This window comes from Treponema socranskii subsp. socranskii VPI DR56BR1116 = ATCC 35536 (genome assembly GCF_000468115.1).
In the GTDB taxonomy this organism is placed as follows: Bacteria; Spirochaetota; Spirochaetia; order Treponematales; family Treponemataceae; genus Treponema_D; species Treponema_D socranskii.
On the sequence record NZ_AVQI01000006.1, the window covers coordinates 1 to 23,589 of the forward strand.

At 51.6% G+C, this 23,589-nt stretch carries 23 protein-coding genes; 12 read left to right on the forward strand and 11 right to left on the reverse strand.

Annotated features, from left to right (window positions below; genetic code table 11):
- From HMPREF0860_RS00585 to HMPREF0860_RS00615, 7 genes are all read right to left on the reverse strand, one after another.
- On the reverse strand, positions 1 to 514 hold a 514-nt coding region (locus HMPREF0860_RS00585), incomplete at its 3' end, for a pseudouridine synthase (RefSeq protein WP_021495406.1).
- A 2-nt stretch (positions 515 to 516) separates the two neighbouring features.
- The gene (locus HMPREF0860_RS13100) at positions 517 to 1,221 is read right to left on the reverse strand and encodes a hypothetical protein (RefSeq protein ID WP_021329913.1); all 705 of its coding nucleotides are present in this window, start codon (positions 1,219 to 1,221) and stop codon (positions 517 to 519) included.
- Entirely contained in the window at positions 1,218 to 1,937 is a 720-nt protein-coding gene (locus tag HMPREF0860_RS00595; RefSeq protein WP_021329962.1) for a YggS family pyridoxal phosphate-dependent enzyme, read from the reverse strand. The genes HMPREF0860_RS13100 and HMPREF0860_RS00595 overlap by 4 nt, the downstream gene beginning before the upstream one ends.
- Before the next feature lie 23 nt (positions 1,938 to 1,960).
- Positions 1,961 to 2,827 carry a 16S rRNA (adenine(1518)-N(6)/adenine(1519)-N(6))-dimethyltransferase RsmA gene (gene rsmA / locus HMPREF0860_RS00600; protein ID WP_021329924.1) on the reverse strand — a complete coding sequence of 289 codons (867 nt, stop codon included), beginning with the start codon at positions 2,825 to 2,827 and terminating at the stop codon, positions 1,961 to 1,963.
- Positions 2,828 to 2,936: 109 nt separating this feature from the next.
- A complete protein-coding gene (locus tag HMPREF0860_RS00605) occupies positions 2,937 to 4,199 on the reverse strand; it encodes a ComEC/Rec2 family competence protein (protein WP_021329944.1) in 1,263 nt (420 codons plus the stop codon).
- A complete protein-coding gene (locus HMPREF0860_RS00610) occupies positions 4,193 to 5,416 on the reverse strand; it encodes a hypothetical protein (protein ID WP_021495404.1) in 1,224 nt (407 codons plus the stop codon). The genes HMPREF0860_RS00605 and HMPREF0860_RS00610 overlap by 7 nt, the downstream gene beginning before the upstream one ends.
- 34 nt (positions 5,417 to 5,450) lie before the next feature.
- A complete protein-coding gene (locus HMPREF0860_RS00615; RefSeq protein ID WP_021329899.1) occupies positions 5,451 to 6,623 on the reverse strand; it encodes a flagellar brake protein in 1,173 nt (390 codons plus the stop codon).
- A 68-nt stretch (positions 6,624 to 6,691) separates the two neighbouring features.
- Between HMPREF0860_RS00615 and HMPREF0860_RS00620 the strand changes: the two genes are divergently transcribed.
- Positions 6,692 to 7,447: a CPBP family intramembrane glutamic endopeptidase gene (locus HMPREF0860_RS00620; protein WP_021329937.1), complete on the forward strand. Its 756-nt coding sequence runs from the start codon at positions 6,692 to 6,694 to the stop codon at positions 7,445 to 7,447.
- A gap of 86 nt (positions 7,448 to 7,533) precedes the next feature.
- Here HMPREF0860_RS00620 and HMPREF0860_RS00625 read toward each other — a convergent pair whose 3' ends face one another.
- Together HMPREF0860_RS00625 and HMPREF0860_RS00630 are read right to left on the reverse strand one after the other, a co-directional pair.
- On the reverse strand, positions 7,534 to 8,508 hold the full coding sequence (locus tag HMPREF0860_RS00625) for a hypothetical protein (RefSeq protein ID WP_021329906.1): 975 nt from the start codon (positions 8,506 to 8,508) through the stop codon (positions 7,534 to 7,536).
- Positions 8,498 to 9,022 carry a nitroreductase gene (locus tag HMPREF0860_RS00630; protein ID WP_021329985.1) on the reverse strand — a complete coding sequence of 175 codons (525 nt, stop codon included), beginning with the start codon at positions 9,020 to 9,022 and terminating at the stop codon, positions 8,498 to 8,500. The genes HMPREF0860_RS00625 and HMPREF0860_RS00630 overlap by 11 nt, the downstream gene beginning before the upstream one ends.
- Positions 9,023 to 9,163: 141 nt before the next feature.
- Here HMPREF0860_RS00630 and HMPREF0860_RS00635 point away from each other — a divergent pair, with 141 nt between their 5' ends.
- The 11 genes from HMPREF0860_RS00635 to HMPREF0860_RS00685 all read left to right on the forward strand — a co-directional run bounded on the left by HMPREF0860_RS00635 (position 9,164) and on the right by HMPREF0860_RS00685 (position 21,227).
- Positions 9,164 to 10,147, forward strand: a complete 984-nt coding sequence (locus HMPREF0860_RS00635) for an extracellular solute-binding protein (RefSeq protein WP_021329955.1) — start codon at positions 9,164 to 9,166, stop codon at positions 10,145 to 10,147.
- The gene (locus tag HMPREF0860_RS00640; RefSeq protein ID WP_021329949.1) at positions 10,135 to 10,911 is read left to right on the forward strand and encodes an ABC transporter ATP-binding protein; all 777 of its coding nucleotides are present in this window, start codon (positions 10,135 to 10,137) and stop codon (positions 10,909 to 10,911) included. The genes HMPREF0860_RS00635 and HMPREF0860_RS00640 overlap by 13 nt, the downstream gene beginning before the upstream one ends.
- A gap of 1 nt (position 10,912) precedes the next feature.
- Positions 10,913 to 12,496 (forward strand): ABC transporter permease subunit, encoded by a 1,584-nt coding sequence (locus HMPREF0860_RS00645; RefSeq protein ID WP_021329969.1) that lies wholly within the window; start codon positions 10,913 to 10,915, stop codon positions 12,494 to 12,496.
- Positions 12,493 to 13,383, forward strand: coding sequence for a phosphocholine cytidylyltransferase family protein (locus HMPREF0860_RS00650; RefSeq protein ID WP_021329933.1), 891 nt, complete (start codon positions 12,493 to 12,495; stop codon positions 13,381 to 13,383). The genes HMPREF0860_RS00645 and HMPREF0860_RS00650 overlap by 4 nt, the downstream gene beginning before the upstream one ends.
- Positions 13,384 to 13,411: 28 nt before the next feature.
- Positions 13,412 to 14,713 (forward strand): phosphoenolpyruvate mutase, encoded by a 1,302-nt coding sequence (aepX, locus tag HMPREF0860_RS00655; protein WP_021329983.1) that lies wholly within the window; start codon positions 13,412 to 13,414, stop codon positions 14,711 to 14,713.
- A 15-nt stretch (positions 14,714 to 14,728) separates the two neighbouring features.
- A complete protein-coding gene (gene aepY / locus HMPREF0860_RS00660) occupies positions 14,729 to 15,862 on the forward strand; it encodes a phosphonopyruvate decarboxylase (RefSeq protein ID WP_021495400.1) in 1,134 nt (377 codons plus the stop codon).
- Entirely contained in the window at positions 15,859 to 17,694 is a 1,836-nt protein-coding gene (locus HMPREF0860_RS00665) for a 2-aminoethylphosphonate aminotransferase (RefSeq protein WP_021329978.1), read from the forward strand. Before aepY ends, HMPREF0860_RS00665 begins: the two co-directional genes overlap by 4 nt.
- 3 nt (positions 17,695 to 17,697) lie before the next feature.
- Positions 17,698 to 18,756: a glycosyltransferase family 4 protein gene (locus HMPREF0860_RS00670; RefSeq protein WP_021329947.1), complete on the forward strand. Its 1,059-nt coding sequence runs from the start codon at positions 17,698 to 17,700 to the stop codon at positions 18,754 to 18,756.
- Positions 18,757 to 18,819: 63 nt separating this feature from the next.
- Positions 18,820 to 19,455: a D-sedoheptulose-7-phosphate isomerase gene (locus HMPREF0860_RS00675; RefSeq protein WP_038080728.1), complete on the forward strand. Its 636-nt coding sequence runs from the start codon at positions 18,820 to 18,822 to the stop codon at positions 19,453 to 19,455.
- A 25-nt stretch (positions 19,456 to 19,480) separates the two neighbouring features.
- Positions 19,481 to 20,107 carry a DUF2147 domain-containing protein gene (locus tag HMPREF0860_RS00680; protein ID WP_021329908.1) on the forward strand — a complete coding sequence of 209 codons (627 nt, stop codon included), beginning with the start codon at positions 19,481 to 19,483 and terminating at the stop codon, positions 20,105 to 20,107.
- Positions 20,108 to 20,117: 10 nt separating this feature from the next.
- The gene (locus tag HMPREF0860_RS00685; protein ID WP_021329892.1) at positions 20,118 to 21,227 is read left to right on the forward strand and encodes a glycosyltransferase; all 1,110 of its coding nucleotides are present in this window, start codon (positions 20,118 to 20,120) and stop codon (positions 21,225 to 21,227) included.
- A 134-nt stretch (positions 21,228 to 21,361) separates the two neighbouring features.
- Here the strand turns inward: HMPREF0860_RS00685 and HMPREF0860_RS00690 are convergent, their stop codons facing one another.
- Together HMPREF0860_RS00690 and HMPREF0860_RS00695 are read right to left on the reverse strand one after the other, a co-directional pair.
- The gene (locus HMPREF0860_RS00690) at positions 21,362 to 22,603 is read right to left on the reverse strand and encodes a hypothetical protein (RefSeq protein WP_021329923.1); all 1,242 of its coding nucleotides are present in this window, start codon (positions 22,601 to 22,603) and stop codon (positions 21,362 to 21,364) included.
- 133 nt (positions 22,604 to 22,736) lie between these two features.
- The gene (locus HMPREF0860_RS00695; RefSeq protein WP_021329914.1) at positions 22,737 to 23,480 is read right to left on the reverse strand and encodes a YebC/PmpR family DNA-binding transcriptional regulator; all 744 of its coding nucleotides are present in this window, start codon (positions 23,478 to 23,480) and stop codon (positions 22,737 to 22,739) included.
- Between the last annotated feature and the right edge of the window lie 109 nt (positions 23,481 to 23,589).

The window sequence follows — 23,589 nt, forward strand, 5'->3', positions numbered from 1 at the left end:
GGGCGAACTGCTGTCCGAGCCACTCTTCGGCGTCCCTGTTTTTTGCCGTAATGATGAGTCCCGACGTATCTTTGTCGAGCCGATGTACGATGCCGGGCCTCCTCGAAGACGCGGCGAGAGACGGGGGCGTATCTTTTATGCGGGAAATCGAAGATCTGCCCCAGCGGTATAAAAGCGCGTTTACGAGCGTACCCGTCCAATTGCCCGCCGCCGGGTGCGTTACCATACCCTGCGCTTTATCGATGACGGCGACGTTTTCGTCTTCATACAGCACGCTGAGCGCGATATTTTCCGGTGTTATGTCGTCGGGAACATTATCGTCCCATTGCACATCGATGATATCGAGCGCTTTTACGGCGGCCGAAAGCTTGTGCTCTTTTCCGTTTACGAGGATTTCGATCGCACAGGATTTTAATTTCGAGCGGTTCATGCCGCCGGGAAGAGAAGCGATGTATTTGTCGAGCCGGAGGCTGCCCTGAAAATCGGCGGGAACTTGTACGCTGAAAGACGGCACCGCTATTCTCCGCTTTGCCTTTCGAGCGCAAGCTCAGAAGATGCAGCTCGCCCTTCCGCCTCGCTTACAGACTTTTCATCGGGCGGCGTATTCAATTGTGCCGCATTCGATTTTTCAGATTCTCCGCTCGCATCGTTTTCCGCGTCCGCACCTTCCTGCGACGCTTTTTGTTCTTCACTATCGGGATTCGCGGCATCGCTCCGAGTTTCGCCGGGCGGTGCCTCTCTCGGCGGCATATCGATGAGGACGGCATCTTCGTCTTCGGCTATCGGCGTGACGACGATGGGCGCTTTTTCTTTCCGCTCGAGTTTTTTCTTTGCGGCTTTCCGCCTGATCACCGAAACGAGGAGATCGGTAAGCCCGATGCCGACGCTGATACCCGCCGATGTGAGCAAAATGCCCGCCTGTTCGGCCGTCGAATAGCCGTTGCTCGCCGACGCTTTTGCAAAGGGATTCGGAAAATACTCGGAATCGAAGCCGTGCTGCGCATAGCGTGCGGACGAATACACGATCGTCGACGTAAGCGTCACAAAGGGGAGCGCGCCGAACGAAATAATTTCCGCCCTCCGCAAGTCTTTCATAAATTGAGGAAACTCGTCGTCCGTATACGGAGAAGGTGTCGCATTTTTCGATTCCTTTGCACGGCACGGAAAAGCGATGACGCACAATAAAAGCAGGACTGCGCATTTTCTCACGCAAAGCCTCATAACGCCGCCGTCTCCCGCTCGCCGAAAATCGCCGTTCCGATGCGCACTTCGGTAGAACCCTCTTCGATCGCGATTTTATAATCCGCCGACATTCCCATCGAAAGAGTTGTAAGATCGAAGGAGGGAAATTCTTTTTGCAGCTTTTCCGAAGCATCGCGGAGCGAAACGAAGGACTTCCTCACGGCAATTTCGTCGTCGGTAAAAGGCGCCATCGTCATAAAACCCTTCGGTACGATGTGCGGCGCATTTCCTTCGGCACAATAGCGAAGCGCTTCGTACATATTTTCGTATGAAAGAAAGCCCGCTTTCGACGCTTCGCCCGTGTGGTATTCCAATAAAATATCGATCGATTTATCAATCTTCGCGCACTGTTTTTCGAGCTCTTCCATAATGCCGAGCCTGTCGACCGATTCTATGCAAGAGGCGATCCGCACCGCGCGGGCGGCTTTGTTTTTTTGCAGCGTTCCGATGATGTGCAGTTCGGCAGACGGAAAGTCTTCATAAATTTTATTAAATTTTTCGTATGCTTCCTGAACGCGGTTTTCGCCGAATGCGCTCTGCCCCGCTCCGATCGCCGCAATGACGGAAGACGCCGGATGAAATTTGCTTACGGCGAGGAGCTTTACGCTTCCCTCTTTTCTTCCGGCTTTCCGTTCGGCGTTCCGCACCGATTCGACGACTCGCTTGAGATTTTCCGCTATCCGTTCCGTATCCATAACCGCCTTCTTTTTATCGCACTTCACGCAAGTATAGCGCTATTGAGCGCATCGGACAACCGCAAAAGTTCTGCAAGAGACAGCGTCTCCGCCCTGAGCGAGGGATCGAGAGCCGCAAGCGTAAGCGCACGCTCGGCTCTTTCGGCGCTTCCGGTAAAGGCCGTTAAATTATTGCGGATATTTTTTCTGCGCGATGAAAAAAGAGCGCGCTGCATCTTTATAAAAAGCGAAGGATTTTCACACGCGGGAAAATCTTTTTTTTTCGTCATAACGACGGCGCGCGAGGCGACGTGCGGCTTCGGCCAAAAATTTCCGGAAGCCAAATCAAAAAGCCCTTTGACATCGTACGCCCACTGACACAGTACCGAAAACGACGATCGCTCGTCCCCTCCTTCTTTTGCCGTCATCCGATCGGCGACTTCCTTTTGTACCGTAACGACAGCCTTGTCGAATCTTACGCCGCGCTCTATCGTGTCGGCGATGAGGGATGCCGCAATCGAATACGGGAGATTACCGAAAAATCTGTCGGGCAGCCCCGAATCCTCATACGCGCTTTTCCACGTTTTTACGGCATCGCCCGAAACGATTCGTAGCGTGCCTTCTTCGATTTCCGCCTTAAAAAAATCAGAAAGCAGTTTTATAAATCCCTTGTCGATTTCAAAGGCCCTAACGTGGGCGCCCGCATCGAGCAAAGGCTTTGTCATGGAACCCAACCCCGGCCCTATCTCCCATACGCGCATACCGCGTTCTATTTCGAGCGCACGGACGATGCGCTCACGAGCCGATGCGTTTACGAGAAAATTTTGTCCGAATTTTTTTTGCATGGAAAAACCGTTTGCATCGAGGAGAGCTTTGAGGGCTGCCGGTGAATTATAATCAGGGATCGTCATACGCAAAACTCATAGTAGCCCGAACGGCGATTTTTGTAAATCCTGCATAACAAGGCAAGTACACCTCATTACTGTATTCTGCAAAGTTCCGACACGACATCCGTACCCGTTACGCGATGTGCACGTAGGGGGCGCGTGCGAAAAAAAGCACGAGAAGTTTTATAAGTCCGTAGATCGCGTTCATCACCGCTCCCGCAAGGGGCGCGAAAAACGGCAGGGCGAGCGAAAGCGCAATGCAGACGATGCCCGCATAGATGAACACGGTTACAAGGGGCGAAACGAGTGCCGTCGCGATGACACCGACGGGCATAAAGGTTCCGAAAAGCGAAAGCGTCACCGGAGCGGTGAGCGTCTGTGCGCCGAGTGATGCGGAAAGAGGCGCGGATATTTTTTGCCCCAGAGCGCGGATCAAAAAAGCGTTCAGCGTTTCCGAAAAAAGCAAAATGCCTAAAAGCGCACCGTACGAAAGCATAAAAGCCGCACTCAAAATATGGGCGGGCGCGATCAGGACGTGCAGGATAAAGGCCGCGCACAAAATCAAAACCGTATCCGCTCCTGCGATGCCGCACACGGAACACAAAAGGAGCAGCACGTTGCATAAAAACGCGCGCAAAAGAGACGGTGAAAACCCTGCAAACCACACGAAAAGCGATACGGCGCAGAATTGAAAAATATACGATTTCGTTTTTCCGAAAAGCCGCATACCTGCAAAAAGTGCGATGCCCGAGACGAGCGACAAGTGCATGCCCGAAAGCGCGAGGATGTGCGAAAGCCCTGCATTCCGAAACGCGTCCGAAACCGCCCTCTCCGTGTATTCGCGGGAACCCGAAAGAAGCGCAAGTAAAAGTCCGCCCGCCCCGCCCCACGCATACATGAGACGGCGGAACTGAAGGCGCGAGAGCGCGCGGATACGAGAGAGTTTTCCTGTAAACGATTTTTCCGGACTTGGACTTTCGGCTTTTGAAACGAAAAAAACGCCGCTCTTGCCCGCCCTTCCCGAAAGGAAAAGCCGCGCGCCGCTTTCACACAGGACGGCTCCCTTTCCGTAAGAAGCCGAATAGAGTTTTCCCGGAAAATACGCTTCAACCGTTTTTTCGTCGATAACCGCCGTTATGTGCCCGCGCGCGGAACTTTTTACGCCGCCCTTCGATACGACGAAGTCCGGCGCAAATTCGAGCGAATACGCGCCTCTCTTTTGCGATTTTACGGGATTTGAAACGACGGTGCCGTACATCGAAACGATATCGAGCGGCGGAACGAGGGATGCGAATGCGTGACGGTTTTTGACGGGAACGATGCCGCCGTACGCCAAAACGGAGGAGATGAGTACCGCACAAAAAAGAGGATGTTTGAGTCTTTTTCCTATCACCATTTAAGCCTCGCGAGCGCGTCGCGGGCGGCGGCAATCACCGGTTCGGGATAGTTGACATAGGTCACGTACAAAAGCGTGTCGAACGACGATTTATTGCCGATCCTGCCGAGCGCGCCGATCAGAGCGAGCGCAATCGTTTCGGACACTTTTGCCCCGCTTTCGGTTTGTCTGTTCAACGCAGCGAGATAGGACGCAAGGCGGGAGGAAGCATCGACCGGCGCGATTTCAGCCGCAGCGTTTATCGCTTTGACAAATTCGCCGTCGGTCATAACGCCCGCCTTATATTCGCGTTCGGCGAGATCAAAAAACGAAAGCACTGCCGGAGCGGAACGCGTCCACTTGTTTTGTACGATAACGTCGAGCGCATCGACTTGCAGGGAAACCGTTTCCCTCGTTATCGACGAAGCGTTGTTCGCTATATATATCGTCTCCGACAGCACATTTTCGGCAATTTCCGATTTAAAAGATGCGGATATTTTTTCATTTTTTATGAGCACCTCGAACAGCGGCCGTATACCGTTTTTGACGTTTCCTTCGCGGATGACGGCGATTACTTGCGGAAGCGATTTGTCGGCGAGAAGCGCGATCGCCTCGTCGATGTCTTTGCCGTACTCGGGCCACTTTTGCTGCCGTCGCGCTGTAAACAGCACGGAAAACGATCGGCTGTCGCCGATTTCACCGAGCGTACGCACGGCGGCTTTTACGACACCGTTTTCGCCGGCAGAGGACACAGCGTTTGCAAGATAGTCGTTTAAAAGGACGATACAGGGTTCCGTAGGAAGCGAATCGCGCAGCGCCGCCGCTTTGTTCAAGATTGCAATCCGCACCGTATCGCTCGGAAAGAGTGAAAAGAGTTTTACGAATTTTTCCGAAAGCGCTTCCCGCTCCCCGTAATCGAGAGAAGCGACCGAATTTGCCGGAAGCGCAAGCACGCCCGCAAGCGCCAGCGTGTCCAAATCGCGGTCGTTTCCGAGCAGCACTTTGTGTTCGAGCGCAAAATCGATCGCTTCTTTTGAAAGAAACGCAGCGTCTTCTCCCGAACTTTCGCGCACGGCCGCCGTTTTATCGACGATATTGCCTTTGACGAACTGTATGCGAAGCGGAGCGGAAGAAGCAAAACAGGAAGTGCATGCAAGCGCAATAATCGTCCTTATAAAGCATCTGTTAAAGCATCTGTTAAAGCATCTGTTAAAGCATCTGTTAAAGCATCTGTTCATTTTCACCTCGTTAATATAAAACAACCGCGCAGGGCTATCCGTTACCGACCATAGTGTCGATCAACGCATCTGTCGTATCGGGGATTTTCGTATCGGACAATTCATACGCGAACGCGGCATCGCCTGCCTCTTCCGCCGGCTCTTCTCCGGTACCGTCCGCCTGAGGCGCTTCGTCTTCGGAATCTTCGGCATCTTCGTCGACCGGAAAAAGCTCGTAGGCTCTGCGCTCTTCGGGCGACATGATATTGTACACGAAACTCAAAATTTGGTTTTTCATCTGCGGTTCGATGTGTACGCATTCGAAGTGAAGGCGCGATTGATCGATATCGCTGTTGTATTCGACCGTACGGACGACGCCGAACATGATTATCAATTTTCCTTCGAGCGTAAATTGCAATTTTAGCTGAATATTCGGTACGCCTTTTCCGCCGATCCGTACCATTGCTCCGGATTCGGAAATATCTTCGATAAGACAGCGGTATCCCGACTGCGTTTCAACCAAATTGTAATCGATCACCTTATCTTTAATAATAAAAAGACTTGCGTACATATTGCATTTTGTGCGCACCGCATACCGCTTTTGCGTACGCAGCAGTTTTTCCGTATGCTTGAGGTACAGCACCGCTTTGCCGAAAAATATGCCGCTGCCGATCACCGTCGTATCGAAAATATAGCGCGCATCGCCGGTGCGCCACAGATACACGCTTATCGATTTTCCGATCCAATCTTTGCTTTCGACGGGCATCTGTCCGTTTTGCGTCGGAAAACTAATCGTCAGCTCGCGCGCGTTGTTGACGATCTTCGACGCAAACACGCCCTTTCCCGCAAGCACGATCCTCAAGCGCAGAGCGCTTTCGAGAGCGCGCGTCGATGTCAAGCCGCGCTTTTGCGACGCTTCGGCTTCGATGTGCGTGCGGTATGAATAGAGCTTTGCAAGGAGACGCTGCATACCGTGATCGTTTGCCTTCTCCGCGTTTGATTTGATTTGAGAGATGCACTGAGAAAGAGAAGGCTTCGACCAAAACAGAGAGTGCGGATCTTTTAGACCGCACACGGCTGCAGTGCGCCACAAGAGGTCTATTTCGGAAAGAGAAAAGCGGGAATCGAAACCGGTCAAAAAGAATTTGATTTTCTTTTGATATGTTTGTGCGAGCTTTAGAGCGATGACAGCCGCGACGGCTGCAGCGGTAACTTTTAGGATATACACAATGGCCTCAATACTATATAATTAATTTTATTGTATCATAAATCGACAAATTTTCATAGTGCAACGATATGGAAATACCTGTAAACCTGCGGCGGAACGTCGTCTTTACCGTATCCGTGTGCCTCTTTGTTATCCCGCCGCTTTTTGCAGGCTCGGCGCCGACGCGGGCGTTTTCCGCGTGGATGTTTCCGCTCAAGCCCCTGTGCTATGCAGCACTCGCGTTTGCACTCGTGCATTTTTCGTTTCCGCATTCCGTACAGCGCACAAAAGGCGATGCGTTTCGCTTTGTGCAAACCGGCTGTGCGATCGCTTCGTTCGGCTCGCTGTGTGTCATCGCTTCGGCCGTCGAACTTGCCGTGCGTTTTTCGGGCGGAAAAACGAGTGTGTCTCCCGCGCTGCCCTCGTCGATTGCCGAAACGCTTTTTTGTATCGTCAATTTTGTATGCGCATCGTTTTACGAAGAAGCGCTCTACCGCCTCTATCTCCCTGAAACGCTCGGATCGATTTTGAAAGATGCCTTTTTGCAAAGCAAAAAAAGCGGCGCGAAAACGAAAGAAGAAAGGGCTGCGGGCGAAGAAGGTGCTCATGCAAGCGCGGCACGGGGAAAAAGTGCCGAAAACGCCGTGCGAATTTCCGAAGCGCTCTCCGTCATCGCTTTTGCACTCTCTCACCGCTACCTCGGACTGCCGTCGGTCATAAACGCATTTTTTGCAGGTATCGTGCTCCGTATCTGCTGTAAAAAAAGCGATACTCTGTGGACGAATACGGCCGCTCATTTTGCATACAATATGCTTTCTCTCGTTTTATTTGCGAAAATGCAATGATCCTGTCGGAAAAGCCCGGCTCCTCCTATCGAAGCCGATTTAGGACGTGAAAGCCGCAGCCGACCGCACTCGCGGCCGATTGCAATTCATTCGATAAACAGTTCGACGATTTTTTCGAGCGTCCATGCACTTACGGAAACGCGATAACGGTATTCGTAGTACGTTCCGGTGACGGTATTTTGAAAGGAATCGAAGCGGAGCGCGGCGGCACCGGCTTTTCCGTTTTCGGCCGTCGCCGTAAAGCGAAATCCCCTTCCCGTTTCGACGGTAAGCGAAAAAGCGCCCGTATCGTAGAAACCTTCCGTATCCGCGGCTAATCCCCCGTGTCGAAGTGCAATCAATTTCGACGCTTTTTCCGAAAAACCGTGCTCGCCTGCTTTTAAGGTTTTGAGCACTCCTTTTGCCGCTATGCGCAACGATTGAATATCGGCTGCGCGGATGCGCCTTTCTTCCGTGTTTTGAGGAACGATGTACGGATCGAGCCAAAATCCCGCGTCGGCTCTCAAAAATGCATCGCAATCGGTTTCGGCCGCATACGGCCCATCGCTTTCTCCTATGCGGATAAATCGCCGAGTTTGGTCGAAATTTTGCCCATAAAAGTTTACTTTTGTCGACATGTTAAGATCGTTTTTAAGTAAAATCGATACAAACGGCTGATTTTTATCGGATATCGTATTATTACTGTCTAAAATTGTATACAGCTTGCGAATCTTTGTTAGGTGTTGTATGAGTTCCGAAACTTTCGCATTTTCGGCGGGAAAAACCACCCCTCCCGATGAGCCGTACCACGTACCGTTTTTTTTGTACAGCGACGTTTTTTCGCCCGCATTTTCGATTTCGATTTCGTCGAGAGCGGCGGCATATTTTTCGTTTACAAAGGCGCTCCTCATCGCCCGTTCGCGCGGGCTGCGCGGGACAAAGGAAAGCCCGTAGAGTATGACAAGAAAAAAGAGAATACCGTATAGCGTTATTCGGAGCATACCCTTGTTTCGGCCGTTTGCATACCGTCTGCCGCTCTGAAAAACCGTATCCGTGTCGCTTGCTGCGGTTTTATTCGGCATAGAATACGCGGCCCGCCCTTCGCGGCGGCATCTCGCGTTCGGCTGCAGACACGCCTAACACGCAGTGACCGATCCCTTCGAAGTCGCCGGCTATGCCGAGTTCTTTTAAGATCGCTTTTCCCTCATCGCTTTCGAATTCTTCTTTTGCTCGATGGATCCAACAGCTTCCGATTTTGAGCGAATGCGCGGCGAGCATCATGTTTCCGATGACGAGGCTCCCGTCGTAAACGCGGTTCGCCCAGTTTTTATCGGCAAGTACGACGAGCACGACGGGCGCTCCGTAAAACGGATCAAAGCCTTCGTCCCATCCGCCGACTTTGCGGTTCATCTCCGACAATCTGTCGCGAAGTTTTTTATTCGTCACGGCGACGATGATCGGCACTTGTTTTCCCTGCGCGCTCGCGGCATAGAGTCCCGCTTCGATTACGCGGTCGACGATCTCTTTGGAAACGGGATCGCTTTTAAAACTCTTAGTGCTCCTGCGCGCTTTTATCGCATCGATGATTTCGTTCATAATACCTCCCTTTAGATTTAACATCCGAATCGATTATACCACGCGGCAGCGATCGGCGCAAAGGGGATTGAATTACTCGGTTCCGATAGTAATTTTACCGATACTTGACTTTGTTCATATTTTCTATTAGGATATTGAAATATGAACAAGCGTTTTACTTTTATCCGGTACGTTTTATGCGCAGCTTTTTTGATCGCATCGTTTACAGGCTGCAGCAAAAGCGCTCAAAAGATCACCGTTTTTTCGAGCGCCGAAGAATACCGCAACGCGTATATCGCAGGTGCGCTCCGCGAAAAGTTTCCGCAGTATGTTATCGACGTGCAGTATATGCCGAGCGGCAATCAGATGGCAAAACTCATCGCCGAAGGAAGCAGTACCGCATGCGATATCAGTTACGACATCGATTACGGCTATGCGGAAAAAGCGTGGGACTGCTTTGCGGAAATCGCATACGATACGTCGAAATACCTTCCCGACACGCTCTTTCGCGACGGGAGCAGGATCGAGCCGGACTACCGCAACGGCGGCTGCATCATATTGAACAATAAACTCATCGCGGAAAAAAAGCTTCCCGTGCCGAAAGCCTACGGCGACCTGCTCGCACCCGAGTTTAAGGGATTCATATCGATGCCGAATCCGAAAAGTTCGGGAACGGGCTATATGTTTTTAAAAAGTCTCGTCAACGCGTGGGGCGAAGAAAAGGCTCTTGCATACTTCGACGATCTTGCCGAAAACATCCTCCAGTTTACGTCTTCCGGTTCCGGCCCGGTAAACGCGCTCGTACAGGGAGAAGCCGCCGTCGGACTCGGCATGATCGCACAGGCGGTCGAAGAGATCAACAAGGGAGCCGATCTCAGCATCGTGTTTTTTGACGAAGGCGCTCCGTACTGCCTCTACGGTATGGGCGTCATCAAGGGCAAAGAAACGAAACCGGCCGTCATGGAAGTGTACCGCTATATCGAAGATACCGTAAGCCCGAAAGACAAAGAACAATTTGTTCCGGAAAAGATCTATACGGACAGGGATTTTACCGTAAAAAATTTCCCGGAGCGTATTCCCTATGCCGATATGAGCGGCAATACGCAGGAAGAAAAGGAGCGTCTGCTCGCAAAATGGCAGCATTGACAAAAACCAAACTCGAAATACAAAACCTTTCGAAAGCGTTTTCGTCGGAAACGCCCGTCCTCCACCACATCGATTTTACGGTGCGCGACGGAGAATTTTTATCGATACTCGGCCCCTCAGGCTGCGGCAAAACGACGCTGCTGCGCATTATCACAGGGCTTGTCGCCCCCGATACCGGTTCGATTTTAAAAGACGGAGATGACATAACGAATTTTCCGCCGGCAAAGCGCAAAATGGGAATCGTTTTCCAAAACTACGCGCTTTTTGAAAATATGAACGCGCTCGACAACGTGAGCTATGCGCTCAAAATTCGAAAGAGTACGAAAAGCGGCGCGGAAGAAAAAGCGCGAACGCTTTTGTGCCGCTTCGGGCTTGAAAACGAATTGTACAAAAAGCCGAACAAACTCTCCGGCGGACAGCAGCAGCGGATCGCCATCGCGCGCACGCTCGCGCTGAACCCCGATGTCATACTCTTCGACGAACCGATGTCGGCGCTCGATGTCGACACAAGGCTTTCGCTCCGCGCCGATTTGAAAAGTATTCAAAGCGAATTCGGCTCGACGATGATTTACGTGACGCACGATCAGGAAGAAGCCTTTGCGATGAGCGACCGCATTATGGTTATGTATCAAGGCTCGATTCAACAGCTCGATACGCCCGAAGCGATCATACGAAAGCCGGCGAACGACTACGTCGAACGCTTTGTCAAGCGCAATATCCAAATAAAAATCGATTCGCTTTTGCCGTTTGCGACGAGGAACTGACATGCGCGTGCAAAAGCTTACGGCGGCGAAACTGCTGCTCATCGTGTTTTTTCTGTTCGCCGTTTTTTTTCCGCTTTCCCGTATGTTCGCGTGTATGGCGGGAACCGACGTCCTCTCCGTCGTCCGTTCGGGACGCTTTTTATCCGCAGTGCGCAATTCGCTCTCCGCTTCTCTCGCCGCAACGTGTATCTCCGTCGTTTTGGGTATCGTACTCGCGTTTTGTACGGAGCGCATAAACGGTAAAGGCCGGCACGTGTGGACTTTTTTGTTTCTCATCCCGATGCTCATCCCGTCGATCAGCACGGGTATGGGGCTCGTCATTTTGCTCGGCCGGAACGGTATTCTCACGAATCTTTTGCGCCTTCCGCATCCGATCTACGGCTTCGGCGGTATCGTCGCGGGATCCGTGCTGTATTCGTTTCCCGTCGCGTATATTATGACGGCGGATATCATACGCTACGAAGACTCGCGCCCCTACGAAGCCGCGGACATACTCGGCACCCCGAAAGCGAAACAGTTTACCGCGCTCTTTGTACCGTATATCAGAAAGCCGCTCATCTCGGTCGTATTTACGGTTTTTACGCTCATCGTTACCGATTACGGCGTACCGCTCATGATCGGAGGCAGATGCATTACCCTGCCCGTGATGATGTATGAAGACGTCATCGGCCTCCTCGATTTCGGCAAAGGCAGCGTCATCGGCGCGGTTCTGCTCGTTCCCGCCGTCATCGCTTTTATCCTCGATACGATAAACCGCGACAAAGCGTCGTCGTCGTTCGGTATCCGTCCCTTTAAACGCATCGACAATCCGATCGCCAAAACCGTTGCGTTCGCGTTGTGTGCCCTTACGGGAGCGGTCATCGTTTTGCCTGCCGCGTCGTTTTTACTCATCAGCATCGTTCAAAAATATCCGATTGCGATGCAGCCGACTTTCGATAATTTCAAACGCGCGTTTTCGATGAACACCGGAACCTATCTCGCCAATTCCCTGCTCATATCGTCTTTCGTTTCGCTTCTCGGTTCACTTAGTGCGTGCATCCTCTCGTATTTGACGGTCAGAACGCGCTCGAAGATTTCAAAGCCGCTGCATTTGTGCGCCATACTCACGCTTGCGATACCGGGTCTCGTCCTCGGTCTTTCATACGTTCTCTTTTTTAAGGGAAGCTTTTTATACGGTACCTTTGCGATCCTCATCATGGTCAATATGATTCACTTTTTTTCTTCCCCGTACCTCATGATGTATAATACGCTCGGAAAGCTGAATCCGAATTTGGAAATCATCGGAAGTACGATGGATATTCCGCGTACAAAAATCATCGTCGATGTCATTTTGCCGCAGGCGAAAAGCACCGTCGCCGAAATGGCGATGTATTTTTTCGTCAATTCGATGATGACGATAAGTGCGGTTTCCTTTCTCGCGACGACGGCGAATCAGCCGCTATCGCTTATGATCCCGTCGTTTGAAAGCCAAATGCTTTTCGAATGCGCGGGCGTCGTTTCGCTGTGTATCCTCGCGGTAAATCTTTTAATAAAAGCGCTTGTCATACGATACAAAAAAATCGTCGCGCAAAGAGATGCGGCATGAGTCTCACTAAAAATCAATTCGACGTCCTTTCGTTTTTTGCCCAAGCAAAAGGGCATCCGACGCAGCGCGACACTGCGCACGCGCTCGGAAAGTCGCTCGGACTGGTCAATAAAACCCTTGCGGAATTGAAAGCGCTCGGCTGTATCGACGAAAAAGGTGAGCCGACCGAAAAAGGAAATCTCGCGCTCGAACCGTACCGCGTCAAGCGTGCCGTCATCATAGCCGCAGGATTCAGCTCGCGCCTCGCACCGGTCACGCTCAGCACGCCGAAACCGCTCGTGCGCGTACACGGCAAGCGCATCATCGATTCGCTGCTCGACGCGCTTATCGCCGCCGGCATCACCGAAATATACGTCATACGCGGCTACCGCGGAGAGCAGTTCGAAGAACTCAAGCAAAGCTATCCGTCGATCCGCTTTATCGAAAATCCGCGTTACAACGAAGAAAACAATATTTCGTCGATGGTCGCCGCCTCAGGACATTTTGAAAACGCCTATGTCTGCGAAGCCGATTTGATTTTGCAAAAGCCCGGCCTCATTTCAAAGTACCAATACCACACGAATTATCTCGCCTTTCAAACCGACAAAACCGACGATTGGTGTTTTTACGAGCGGAACGGCTGCATTTCGCGCCTTTCGGTCGGCGGCGTACGCTGCTGGCAAATGATAGGTATTTCATATTGGAACGAAGAAGACGGAAAACGGCTTTCGCGCGACATCCGTGCCGTCTACGATATGCCGGGCGGCAAAGAGCGCTATTGGGATCAAGTGCCGCTCGAATATCGTCTCAAAGACTATAACGTGCGCATCCGCGAATGTGTCAAAAACGATATAATCGAAATCGACACGTTTCCGGAACTCAAATCGATCGATGCGGCGTATTGTTAAAAATTATTAAGAAAAGCAAGGAGCGTATATGAGTAAAACGGTATATCTGGGCATAACGGGCGACATCATCCATCCCGGCATCATCAATATCATCAACGAAGGCGCAAAGAGAGGAGAGCTCATCGTCGGATTGCTCACCGATTCGGCTATCGTCTCGCACAAGCGCCTGCCCTATTTAACGTACGAACAGCGCAAAGCGGTCGTCGAAAGCATCAAAGGCGTTTCGCGCGTCGTGCCGCAGGAAGCGTGGAGCTACGTGCCGAATTTAATAAAATACAAACCGGACTATATAATTCACGGCGACGATTGGAAATCGAATTACTTAAGCAAAATACGAGATGAAGTGTTCGAAGCGATGAAAGCATGGGGCGGCGAAGTGATCGAAATCCCGTATACGCAAGGAATCAATTCGACCGCTCTCGTCGAAGGTGCAAAGACGATCGGAACGACGCCCGATATCCGCTTAAAAAGCCTCCGCCGCCTCATCGCCGCAAAGCCCGTCGTGCGCATCATGGAAGCGCATTCGGGTTTGAGCGGACTCATCGTCGAAAACGCCGAAGTGACGAAAGACGACGGCATCCACCGCTTCGACGGCATGTGGTCGTCGAGCCTCACCGATTCGACGGACAAAGGCAAACCCGACATAGAAGCGGTCGATTTGACGACGCGGCTGCAGAGTCTCACCGACATCCTCGAATGCACGACAAAGCCGATCATCTACGACGGGGACACGGGCGGCATCACGGAGCACTTCGTGTTTACGGTGCGCACGCTCGAACGGAACGGCGTTTCGGCGGTCATCATCGAAGACAAAGTCGGTCTCAAAAAAAATTCGCTGTTCGGGACGGACGTAAGGCAGGAGCTCGCGACCGAAGAAGAGTTCTGCCATAAAATCAGCGAAGGAAAAAAAGCACAGGTAACAAAGGATTTTATGATCATCGCGCGCATCGAAGAGATCATCGCAGGCCGTTCGGTCGACGAAGCGCTTGCAAAAGCCTTTGCGAGCGTTGCAGCCGGAGCCGACGGCATTATGATCCACAGCAAAGACAAATCGGGAGAAGACATTCGAACGTTTTGCGAAAAGTTTCGGAAAGAATACAAGAGCATTCCGCTCGTGCTCGTTCCGACGACGTACAATCAGTTTACCGAAACCGAACTCGCCTCTTGGGGTGCAAATATCGTCATCTATGCAAACCACATGCTGCGTGCGGCTTACCCCGCGATGAAAAAATGCGCGGAAACGATTTTGCTCTCGGAGCGTTCCCTCGAAGCGAACGAACTGTGCATGCCGATCAAGCAGATACTCGAACTCATCCCCGGAACAAAATAACTTAAGGCGGTACCTATGATTCGACCGGAATATTTTTACGATCTTTTGCAAAAGCGCGGCTCCGATTTTTTTACCGGAGTACCCGATTCGCTTTTAAAAAATTTTTGCGCCTATGTGACGGACACGGCTCCCGAAGACAAACACATCATCGCGGCAAACGAAGGCTGTGCGCTTGCGCTCGCGTCGGGCTATCACTTGGCGACGGGAAAGACGCCCGTCGTCTATATGCAGAATTCGGGACTCGGCAATGCGGTCAACCCGCTTTTATCCCTCGCGGACAGCGACGTCTATTCCGTGCCGCTCGTCATCCTCATCGGATGGAGGGGTATGCCGGCCGTCCACGACGAACCCCAACATATAAAACAGGGCAAAGTGACGCTCGCCCTGCTCGACGCCATGCGCATCCCCTACGTCGTCACGGCGGAAAGCGAAGACGAACTTAATAAGCAAATCGATTACTGTTACGCATGTACGGAAAAAGCGTCGGCGCCCTTTGCCTTTGTCGTAAAAAAAGATACGTTTGCGCCTTACGCGCTCAAAAATAAAACTTCTTCCGATGCGGAGATGACACGGGAAGACGCAATAGAGCGTATCGTGCTGCATTCTCCGAAAGATGCGGTCTTCGTTTCTACGACGGGCATGGCATCGCGCGAACTCTTTGAGCTCCGCGTTAAACACGGCATGAGCGGCGCGAACGATTTTCTCACCGTCGGCAGCATGGGGCACGCGTCGCAAATTGCGCTTTCGATCGCCATGCAAAAAAAGGATCGGCTCGTCATCTGTCTCGACGGCGACGGAGCGGCTATCATGCAGATGGGCGGACTTGCGACGATCGGCGTGCGAAAGTCGGATAATATGATACACGTCGTCCTCAACAACGGCGCCCACGATTCGGTCGGAGGTCAACCGACGGTCGGTTTAAAAATCGATCTTCCCGGAATTGCAAAAGCCTGCGGCTACGCGCATACGTATTCGGTAGAGGATGCCGCTTCGCTCGAAGCCGCCCTCGCAAATGCGCTCTCCGAAAAAAAGACGGCGTTTATCGAAGTAAAGATACGAAAAGGTGCGAGAGCGGATTTGGGACGGCCGACGACATCGCCTCGGGAAAATAAAAAGGCGTTTATGGAAGTGCTGAGGAGGAATGTATGATCAAAGAAGCGGTTATCGTTGCGGGAGGATTGGGCTCGCGCTTCGGCGGACGGACGGAAGCGATGCCGAAAGGGTTTATCGAAATCGAAGGAGAGGCGATCGTCGAGCGTTCGGTGCGGAAACTCATCGCAAACGGCGTCGAACGCATCATCATCGGTACGGGACACTGCAGCGAATGGTACGACCGGCTCGCAAAAAAATACCCGTGCATCGTGACGGTACGGAACGACGATTACGCGAAAACGAGCAGCATGGGAACGCTTGAAGTGTGCGCGCCGCTCGTCACCGGAGATTTTTTTCTGCTCGAAAGCGATCTCATCTACGACGCCGTCGGATTAAAAGTGCTCGCAAACGATGCGCGCGAAAACGTCATCCTCGCATCAGGCCCGACGAACAGCAAAGATGAAGTGTACCTCGAAACCGACGAAAACGGCGTGCTCAAAAACGTGAGCAAAAACCGAAGCGAAATTTCCTCCGTCGCAGGCGAACTCGTCGGCATCACAAAACTCGGCAAAAAAACGCTCGATGAAATGACGGCGTACTACCGAAAAGATTTTCCGGCACATATAAAAATCGATTACGAACAGGTGCTTAAAGCCGTCGCACAGCAAACGCCGGTCTATGTGCGCACCGTGCAGTATTATGCGTGGACGGAGATCGACGACGAAGCGATGTTCACCCGCGCAATCGAAACGATATGGCCGCGCATAGCCGAAAACGAAGAGCTGCAAAATATCCGGCGCGAAGTGCTCTTGAACCCGGGGCCTTCGACGACGACCGACAGCGTAAAATACGCGCAAGTCGTAAGCGATATCTGCCCGCGCGAGAGCGAATTCGGAGAACTCATGGAGTGGTGCTCGAAAGAGCTCACGAGATTTGTCGCAAAAGAAGACTCGTACGCGACCGTCATGTTCGGCTGTTCCGGCACCGGAGCCGACGAAGCGATGATCTCTTCGTGCGTGCCGCCGGGAGGCAAACTGCTCGTCGTCGACAACGGCTCTTACGGAGAGCGACTGGCGAAGATAGCAAAGATATACGATATCGATATGACGGTGTTTAAAAGTTCGACGTACGAAGCCCTCGATGCGCAAAAACTCGAAAGCGCTTTTCAATCGGAAAACTATGCGGCGCTCGCGATCGTCTACCACGAAACGACGACGGGATTGTTAAATCGACTCGACATTTTGTGCCCGCTCGCAAAAAAGTACGGTATGATCACCCTCGTCGATGCGGTAAGCGCATACGGCGGCATGCCGATGGATCTCGAAAAGCTCGGAATCGATTTTATGACGTGCACGTCGAACAAACACATTCAGGGTATGGCGGGCATCGGTTTTGTCGTCGCAAAAAAATCGGAACTCGAAAAGCAAAAAGACTGGCCGATGCGGAATTATTATTTCAACCTTTACGATCAGTACCGCTATTTTCTCGAAACGAAGCAGACGCGCTTTACGCCTCCGGTACAGACTTTTTACGCGCTGCGCCAAGCGATCATCGAAACGAAACAGGAAACGATCGAAAAGCGCTTCGAGCGCTATACTGCGTGTTGGAACATACTGACGAAAGCGCTCGAAGAAATCGGTTTAAAGATGCTCGTAAAAGCGGAACTGCAGTCGCATTTTATCACCGCTATCCTTATCCCCGAAACGAGCGAGTACAGTTTTACCGCCCTGCACGATCACGCGAAAAAAGCCGGTTTTACGATCTATCCCGGAAAACTCGGAAACATCGATACGTTCCGCATCGCAAATATGGGCGACATAAAACCGAAAGAGATGGAGCGATTTACCGTCCTGCTGCGTGAATACATGCATTCCATAGGAGTTTGCTGATCGATGAAAATCGCCGTCGATGCGCGCATGCTCGGTTCGGGCGGAATCGGCACTTATATCGCATCTCTTTTGCCGTACTTTTTGGAAAAAAACGAATGCTTTATTTTCGGAGATACCGAAGCGATCGCTCCGTTCGCAAAATACGAAAATGCGGAAACCGCCGAATGCCGCGTCAAAACGTTTTCGCTTGCCGAACGCTTTGCCTTTCCGTGCGAATTGCGCAAAAAAATCAATTCGTGCGACGTGTACTATACGCCCTATTGCAATATTCCGTTCGGTATCGAAATCCCCGTTTTTTCGACGATCCACGACGTCGTCTTTCTCGACGTTCCCGGCCTTGCATCGAAAGCGGGGACAGCTGTGCGGAAATACTTTTATCAGCGCGCCGTCGACAGATCCCGTGCAGTCTTTACCGTTTCGGAATTTTCGCGAGACCGTATCAGAGCGACGCTCGACTGTAAAAACCTGTCGATCGTCGTCGCATACAACGCACTTCCCGCATGGTTTTCTTCAAAACCTTCTCAAACCGTACACAAAATCAGACAGTTGCTCTTTGTCGGCAATATAAAAAAACACAAGGGTCTTTCCGTTTTGCTTGAAGCACTGAAAAAAGCGCGGAAAACAGGCTTCGATATGCCGCTCGTCATCGCAGGAAATGCCGACAATTTTCGAACGCGCGACACGACGATTGCACAGGAAATCGCCTCGCTTCCCGAAAGCGCCGTTCGTTTTACGGGGCGCATTTCGGATACCGAACTTTCGGAACTCTATCGGACATCGACGCTTCTCGTCCAGCCTTCGCTCTATGAAGGTTTCGGACTCCCGCCTCTCGAAGCTTTGTCGCTCGGCACGAAAGCGCTCATATCGGATATCCCGGTGTTCAAAGAGATATACGAGGGATTTCCCGTCGTCTTTTTTAAATCAGGCGATTCGGACGATTTGGCCGAAAAGCTCGCTTTTTGCGCAAACGATGCGACACCGCTTCCGCCCCTTCCCGATCGCTATTCGTATAAAAAATCCGCCGACATCATATTGGCCGCCCTCGATTTTTACCGCGCATAGAGCGTACCGATGTGCATAACGCGGCGATTGTTTTTTCGCACGCGATGCGATACAATTGATTATATGACAGATTATATTTCCGTTTTGCTGTCGCGCTATCCTTCTCTTTCGGTATGCGAAAAAGATATCCGACTCGCATACGAACTCATCAAAACCTGCTATAAAAACGGCGGAAAGATCGTGGTTGCGGGAAACGGCGGAAGCGCCGCCGACAGCGATCACATCTGCGGAGAACTCTTAAAAAGTTTTGTAAAAAAACGCCGGATCGAAAAATCGTTTATCGACACGCTTATCGCAATCGACGCCGAATCGGGAGCCTATCTTTCGAATACGCTCGAAGGCTCGCTTCCCGCAATTTCGCTCGCAAATCAAGCCGCTGTGATGACGGCAAGTTTAAACGACGTCGACGGCAACGCGCTTTTTGCGCAGCAGCTTAACGGTTACGGCAAAGCGGGCGATGTTTTTTTAGGCATTTCAACGAGCGGCAATGCAAAAGACGTCGTCTATGCGGCGGTTGTCGCAAAAGCAAAAGGGATGAAAACGATTGCGCTGTCAGGGAAAACGGGTGGAAAGCTCGCGTCCCTGTCGGACGCTGCGATCGTCGTGCCGGAAAACGAAACGTATAAAATTCAAGAACTGCACTTGCCGGTATATCACGCGCTCTGTCTGCAGATCGAAGCGTATTTTTTTGCCGACTAGTTGTGTATCGTACGAGGAGATTTTTATGTACGCAAAAAAAATTGCCGCCGTCCTTGTCATGGTACTCTGTGCGGGATTCGCATACGCGGCTTCCCCCGAACCGTACAATTACTACGAATCGGCGCCCGGTTATGCCGAACCTTTCGATTCGGATGACGATGCGCCCGCCTTTGACCGAAATATTCCGATCGACAGAGAGTATGAAGGAAGCGATCCCGTCGAAGGCTATTGGATCGCGACAAATCAGCGCACGGGAGAAGCGCTGTGCGGCTGGCACATGTTTGTAAAGGACGGCATATTGTACGGCGTCATCCTTTCGGCAAAGGGCGCGACGAACAAAAGCATCGCTTTCCGAGCACGAGGCCCCTACCCCGATTTTCCCGAAAAAGGCAAACTCGACAAAAAACCGATGTTCGGTCCGACGTGGATTTACGGTCTAAAAAATGCGGGAACGGGTCGATGGAAGAGAGGCTATATCATAAACCCCGACGACGGAAATTGTTTTCGCTGTAAAATTACGTTTTGTAAAGCGGACGGCAAACGGTATAAACGCGATTATATAAAAATGCGCGGTTCGCTTCGCGGCATCGGCATCGGCATAACACAGCTGTGGCCGGCGGCGACAAAGTCCGAAGCGTCAAGCATACGATAGGAGAAAAAGCGTGAAAGCTGCGATCGTACACGACTGGCTTGTCAATTACGGAGGAGCGGAATCGGTCGTCGAATCGATTTTAAAAATTTACCCCGATGCCGATATCTTTACACTCGTATACGACAAACGCAAAATCGGAAATCATTTTAAAAATAATACCGTCGTCACAAGTGCGCTTCAAAAATTTCCGTTTGCGACGAAGCTGTACACAAAACTTTTAAAATTTATGCCGAAAGCTTTCGAATCGTTTGACTTTTCAAACTACGATCTCGTCATCTGCTCGTCCTCATCGTGCGCAAAAGGCGTCATCACGCCGCCGGATGTTCCTCATATCGCATACGTGCACACGCCGATGCGCTACGCGTGGGATCTCTTTTTCGATTATCGAAAGCGAAGCGGCCGCCTTACCCGCTTTTTTATGGACAAGTGGATGCACGAAATCCGAGAATGGGATTATATTTCGAGCCAGCGGATCGACACGCTGATCGCCAATTCGAAATACATCGCGCGGCGAATCGAAAAATTTTGGAAGCGGGATTCCGAAGTCATCTATCCGCCCGTGCATCTCGAAAAATTTACGCCGATAAAAAATCCGTCTCTCGATTATTACGTCGCCTTTTCACGCCTCGTTCCGTATAAGCGAATCGATATCGCTTTAGACGCCTGCAAAGCGCTCGGAAAAAATCTCGTTGTCATCGGTTCGGGCTCGGAAGAAAAAAGCTTAAAAAAACGTGCGGCGGGCGCAAAAAACATCACGTTTACCGGCAGGATAAGCGATGAAAAACTGTGCGCATATCTGCAAAACTGCAAAGCGCTCATCTTTTGCGCGGAAGAAGATTTCGGCATCGTACCGCTTGAAGCGCAGGCGTGCGGGAGGCCGGTCATCGCCTACGGAAAAGGCGGCGCGTGCGAAACGGTCAAAGACGGAAAAACCGGCGTCTTTTTTTCGGAGCAGACGGCAGACTCCGCGAAAGAGGCGATCGAACGCTTTGAAGCGCTCGATAAAAAGGGTACATTTAAAAGCGAAACAATCGCACGGCACGCGGCCGCCTTTTCCGAAGAACGCTTTATCCGCGAGTTCAAAGCGGCCGCCAAGCGGGCGCGGGAAGCGTTGGAATAGCAAGCGGTGCGCAGGCTGTTTCGGATTAACGGCACGGATGCCGCTTTATTACTTTACAAACCCTCAAGCTTCGAGCCGTTACTGAGCCGGCGCACATCAGAACACAGATTTCGCAGGTACGTCCCCCGCTTTTATCATCGCACGGCTTTTATTTTTTTTCGCGCTTCATCGGAAATTTTGAGCGCGTCTTCCTGCAGCTTCAAATGCGTACCGTACATAGAGGCGGCAAGCGCGTCGATTTTTCCGCCTTCGCCTTTCGTTTCGGCAAATGCGCGCTGTCTCAAGCGGACTTCCTGTACGAGCGCATTGTCTTTTTCAAGAAGGGTGATGAGATCCCAGTGCCAATTCAAATCGCTCGGCGGAAAAAGCGGAGGCGGCGGATCTTTTCGGCGCGAGTTCGCTTCGGCGACGATGTGCATCAATTCGGGAGCGCTGTCTTTGCCGACTACTTTCGTCATATACGGCTTTCCGAAAACGCATATCGTCCCCGTTTCATCGAGCTTGTAATCGCCGAAATCGAGCGGCCTTTTTACGGTATTTCTGATGCGATTACTTCGCCCTGTAACGCAAGTAAAGACGCTCGCGTTCGAGACGATATGCTTTGCGACGGAAAAAGTTTTATCCGTGTCGTCGAAAGACGCGAGGTCGTCCGTATACGGCATCGTCGTCTCCCAAAAACGGAGAGCGTACATGTCGCCGCCGCTTACATAGTACGAGCGTATTTCCGAAACTCTTGGATAGGGGGCAATGCGTATGCTCTCCCGCCTGCACACGCCCTGCCAATAGCCGTCAAGTTCGGTACCGCCTGCAGTTATCGCATCGGTCGAAGAGTTTCGAAGTACAAAATCGAGATAGAGTTCGTTTCCGATGACGGCGACGGGGATGCGCGTTTCGTATCGCTTTTTGCCGTTGTATTTGACGACGAGCTCCCATGCGCCGCTGTCGTACGGCACTGCGTTTCCGTCCGCATCGTAGCGCAGGGGACGATTCAAAAGATTTTCTGCCGTCACCGTAAGGCGTTCGGCTTCTTTTGTCGTTGCCGTACACAAAAAGCGTTCGGGAGACGATGCCCAATCTTCAGGTTCGGCCGTTCTGTCGTAAAACCAGCCGTAATAGGTTTTTAAGATAAGGGCGATATCGGTCGGTTTCACTGCCGCCTTTTCCGCAGTATTCTCCGGTACAAAAAATACATAACGGTCGCCGCCCGTCCAAATGCCTTCGAGCAATGCGGGAAAGCGTACCGTCTCTCGTTTGGGAACGCTCACGTAGTCCCAGCCGTACATCGCGGCGATCGTGCGTGCATCGATGTCCGTCTGCGAAAAAAGAGAAGCGGAACAAAGAATAAAAAGCGGCAAGAGCCGGACAGATTTACCCATATCTATCATATCGGCATTTTTTGAAAAGAGGCGTATAAGGCATAATAAAAAAACCTCCGAAAACGCAACAGATTTTCAGAGGTTTCGATATATCCGCTCACGCCCAAACGCATGAGCAACACCAAGACGCCGCTTACTCTGCAGGCTCGAAATCTTCGGGATATTCGACGTTCGTGTATACGTTTTGTACGTCGTCGTTTTCTTCGAGCTTGTCGATGAGCTTTTGCACTTTTTCGGCCGTCGCCGCGTCGACTTGCGCATTCGTATCGGCGACCATACCCACTTGTGCGGAAAGCGACTCGAGTCCCTTTTCCTGAAGCGCTTCGAGTACGCTGTCAAAAGCCGAAGGGTCGGTCGTGACGGTGATGATGCCGCCGTCGTTTACGATGTCATCGGCACCGGCTTCAAGGCCGATCTCCATAACCGTATCTTCCGACACTTTTTCGGCATCGTATTCGATCGTGCCTTTGCGTGCAAACATACGGGAAACCGAACCCGTAACGCCGAGCTTTCCGCCGTTTTTGTCGAAAATGTTGCGCACGTCGGCCGCCGCGCGGTTTTTGTTGTCGGTAAGCGTTTCAACGAGGACGGCGACTCCGCCCGGTCCGTATCCTTCGTAGACGAGCTCTTCGTATGTTTTTCCGTCCGTATCGCCGGTGCCTTTTTTAATCGCGCGTTCGATATTGTCTTTCGGCATACTCGACGCGCGCGCTTTCAAGATAGCGGTACGGAGTCTGGGATTCGAGTTCGGGTCTCCGCCGCCCATGCGCGCAGCGATTGAAATTTCCTTAATGAATTTTGTAAACATTTGGCCGCGCTTTGCGTCGGCGATTCCTTTTGCATGTTTAATCGTTGACCATTTACTGTGTCCTGACATGGTATATCGAACTCCTCTGAAAAAAATTACCGAATAACGATAGTTTTAAAACTATATCATAAAACGCGTACTCCTGTCAACGCACATACGATCTTTCCATTGGCGGCAA

Bases quoted from the DNA above. Each gene is read 5' to 3' on its own strand.
- HMPREF0860_RS00595 (WP_021329962.1), bottom strand. From the start codon at position 1,937: ATGGATACGGAACGGATAGCGGAAAATCTCAAGCGAGTCGTCGAATCG.
- HMPREF0860_RS00640 (WP_021329949.1), top strand. From the start codon at position 10,135: ATGGCAGCATTGACAAAAACCAAACTCGAAATACAAAACCTTTCGAAA.
- HMPREF0860_RS00620 (WP_021329937.1), top strand. From the start codon at position 6,692: ATGGAAATACCTGTAAACCTGCGGCGGAACGTCGTCTTTACCGTATCC.
- aepX (WP_021329983.1), top strand. From the start codon at position 13,412: ATGAGTAAAACGGTATATCTGGGCATAACGGGCGACATCATCCATCCC.
- HMPREF0860_RS00630 (WP_021329985.1), bottom strand. From the start codon at position 9,022: ATGAACGAAATCATCGATGCGATAAAAGCGCGCAGGAGCACTAAGAGT.
- HMPREF0860_RS00680 (WP_021329908.1), top strand. From the start codon at position 19,481: ATGTACGCAAAAAAAATTGCCGCCGTCCTTGTCATGGTACTCTGTGCG.
- HMPREF0860_RS00610 (WP_021495404.1), bottom strand. From the start codon at position 5,416: ATGAACAGATGCTTTAACAGATGCTTTAACAGATGCTTTAACAGATGC.
- HMPREF0860_RS00670 (WP_021329947.1), top strand. From the start codon at position 17,698: ATGAAAATCGCCGTCGATGCGCGCATGCTCGGTTCGGGCGGAATCGGC.
- HMPREF0860_RS00625 (WP_021329906.1), bottom strand. From the start codon at position 8,508: ATGCCGAATAAAACCGCAGCAAGCGACACGGATACGGTTTTTCAGAGC.
- HMPREF0860_RS13100 (WP_021329913.1), bottom strand. From the start codon at position 1,221: ATGAGGCTTTGCGTGAGAAAATGCGCAGTCCTGCTTTTATTGTGCGTC.
- rsmA (WP_021329924.1), bottom strand. From the start codon at position 2,827: ATGACGATCCCTGATTATAATTCACCGGCAGCCCTCAAAGCTCTCCTC.
- HMPREF0860_RS00645 (WP_021329969.1), top strand. From the start codon at position 10,913: ATGCGCGTGCAAAAGCTTACGGCGGCGAAACTGCTGCTCATCGTGTTT.
- aepY (WP_021495400.1), top strand. From the start codon at position 14,729: ATGATTCGACCGGAATATTTTTACGATCTTTTGCAAAAGCGCGGCTCC.
- HMPREF0860_RS00690 (WP_021329923.1), bottom strand. From the start codon at position 22,603: ATGGGTAAATCTGTCCGGCTCTTGCCGCTTTTTATTCTTTGTTCCGCT.
- HMPREF0860_RS00695 (WP_021329914.1), bottom strand. From the start codon at position 23,480: ATGTCAGGACACAGTAAATGGTCAACGATTAAACATGCAAAAGGAATC.
- HMPREF0860_RS00650 (WP_021329933.1), top strand. From the start codon at position 12,493: ATGAGTCTCACTAAAAATCAATTCGACGTCCTTTCGTTTTTTGCCCAA.
- HMPREF0860_RS00635 (WP_021329955.1), top strand. From the start codon at position 9,164: ATGAACAAGCGTTTTACTTTTATCCGGTACGTTTTATGCGCAGCTTTT.
- HMPREF0860_RS00675 (WP_038080728.1), top strand. From the start codon at position 18,820: ATGACAGATTATATTTCCGTTTTGCTGTCGCGCTATCCTTCTCTTTCG.
- HMPREF0860_RS00665 (WP_021329978.1), top strand. From the start codon at position 15,859: ATGATCAAAGAAGCGGTTATCGTTGCGGGAGGATTGGGCTCGCGCTTC.
- HMPREF0860_RS00605 (WP_021329944.1), bottom strand. From the start codon at position 4,199: ATGGTGATAGGAAAAAGACTCAAACATCCTCTTTTTTGTGCGGTACTC.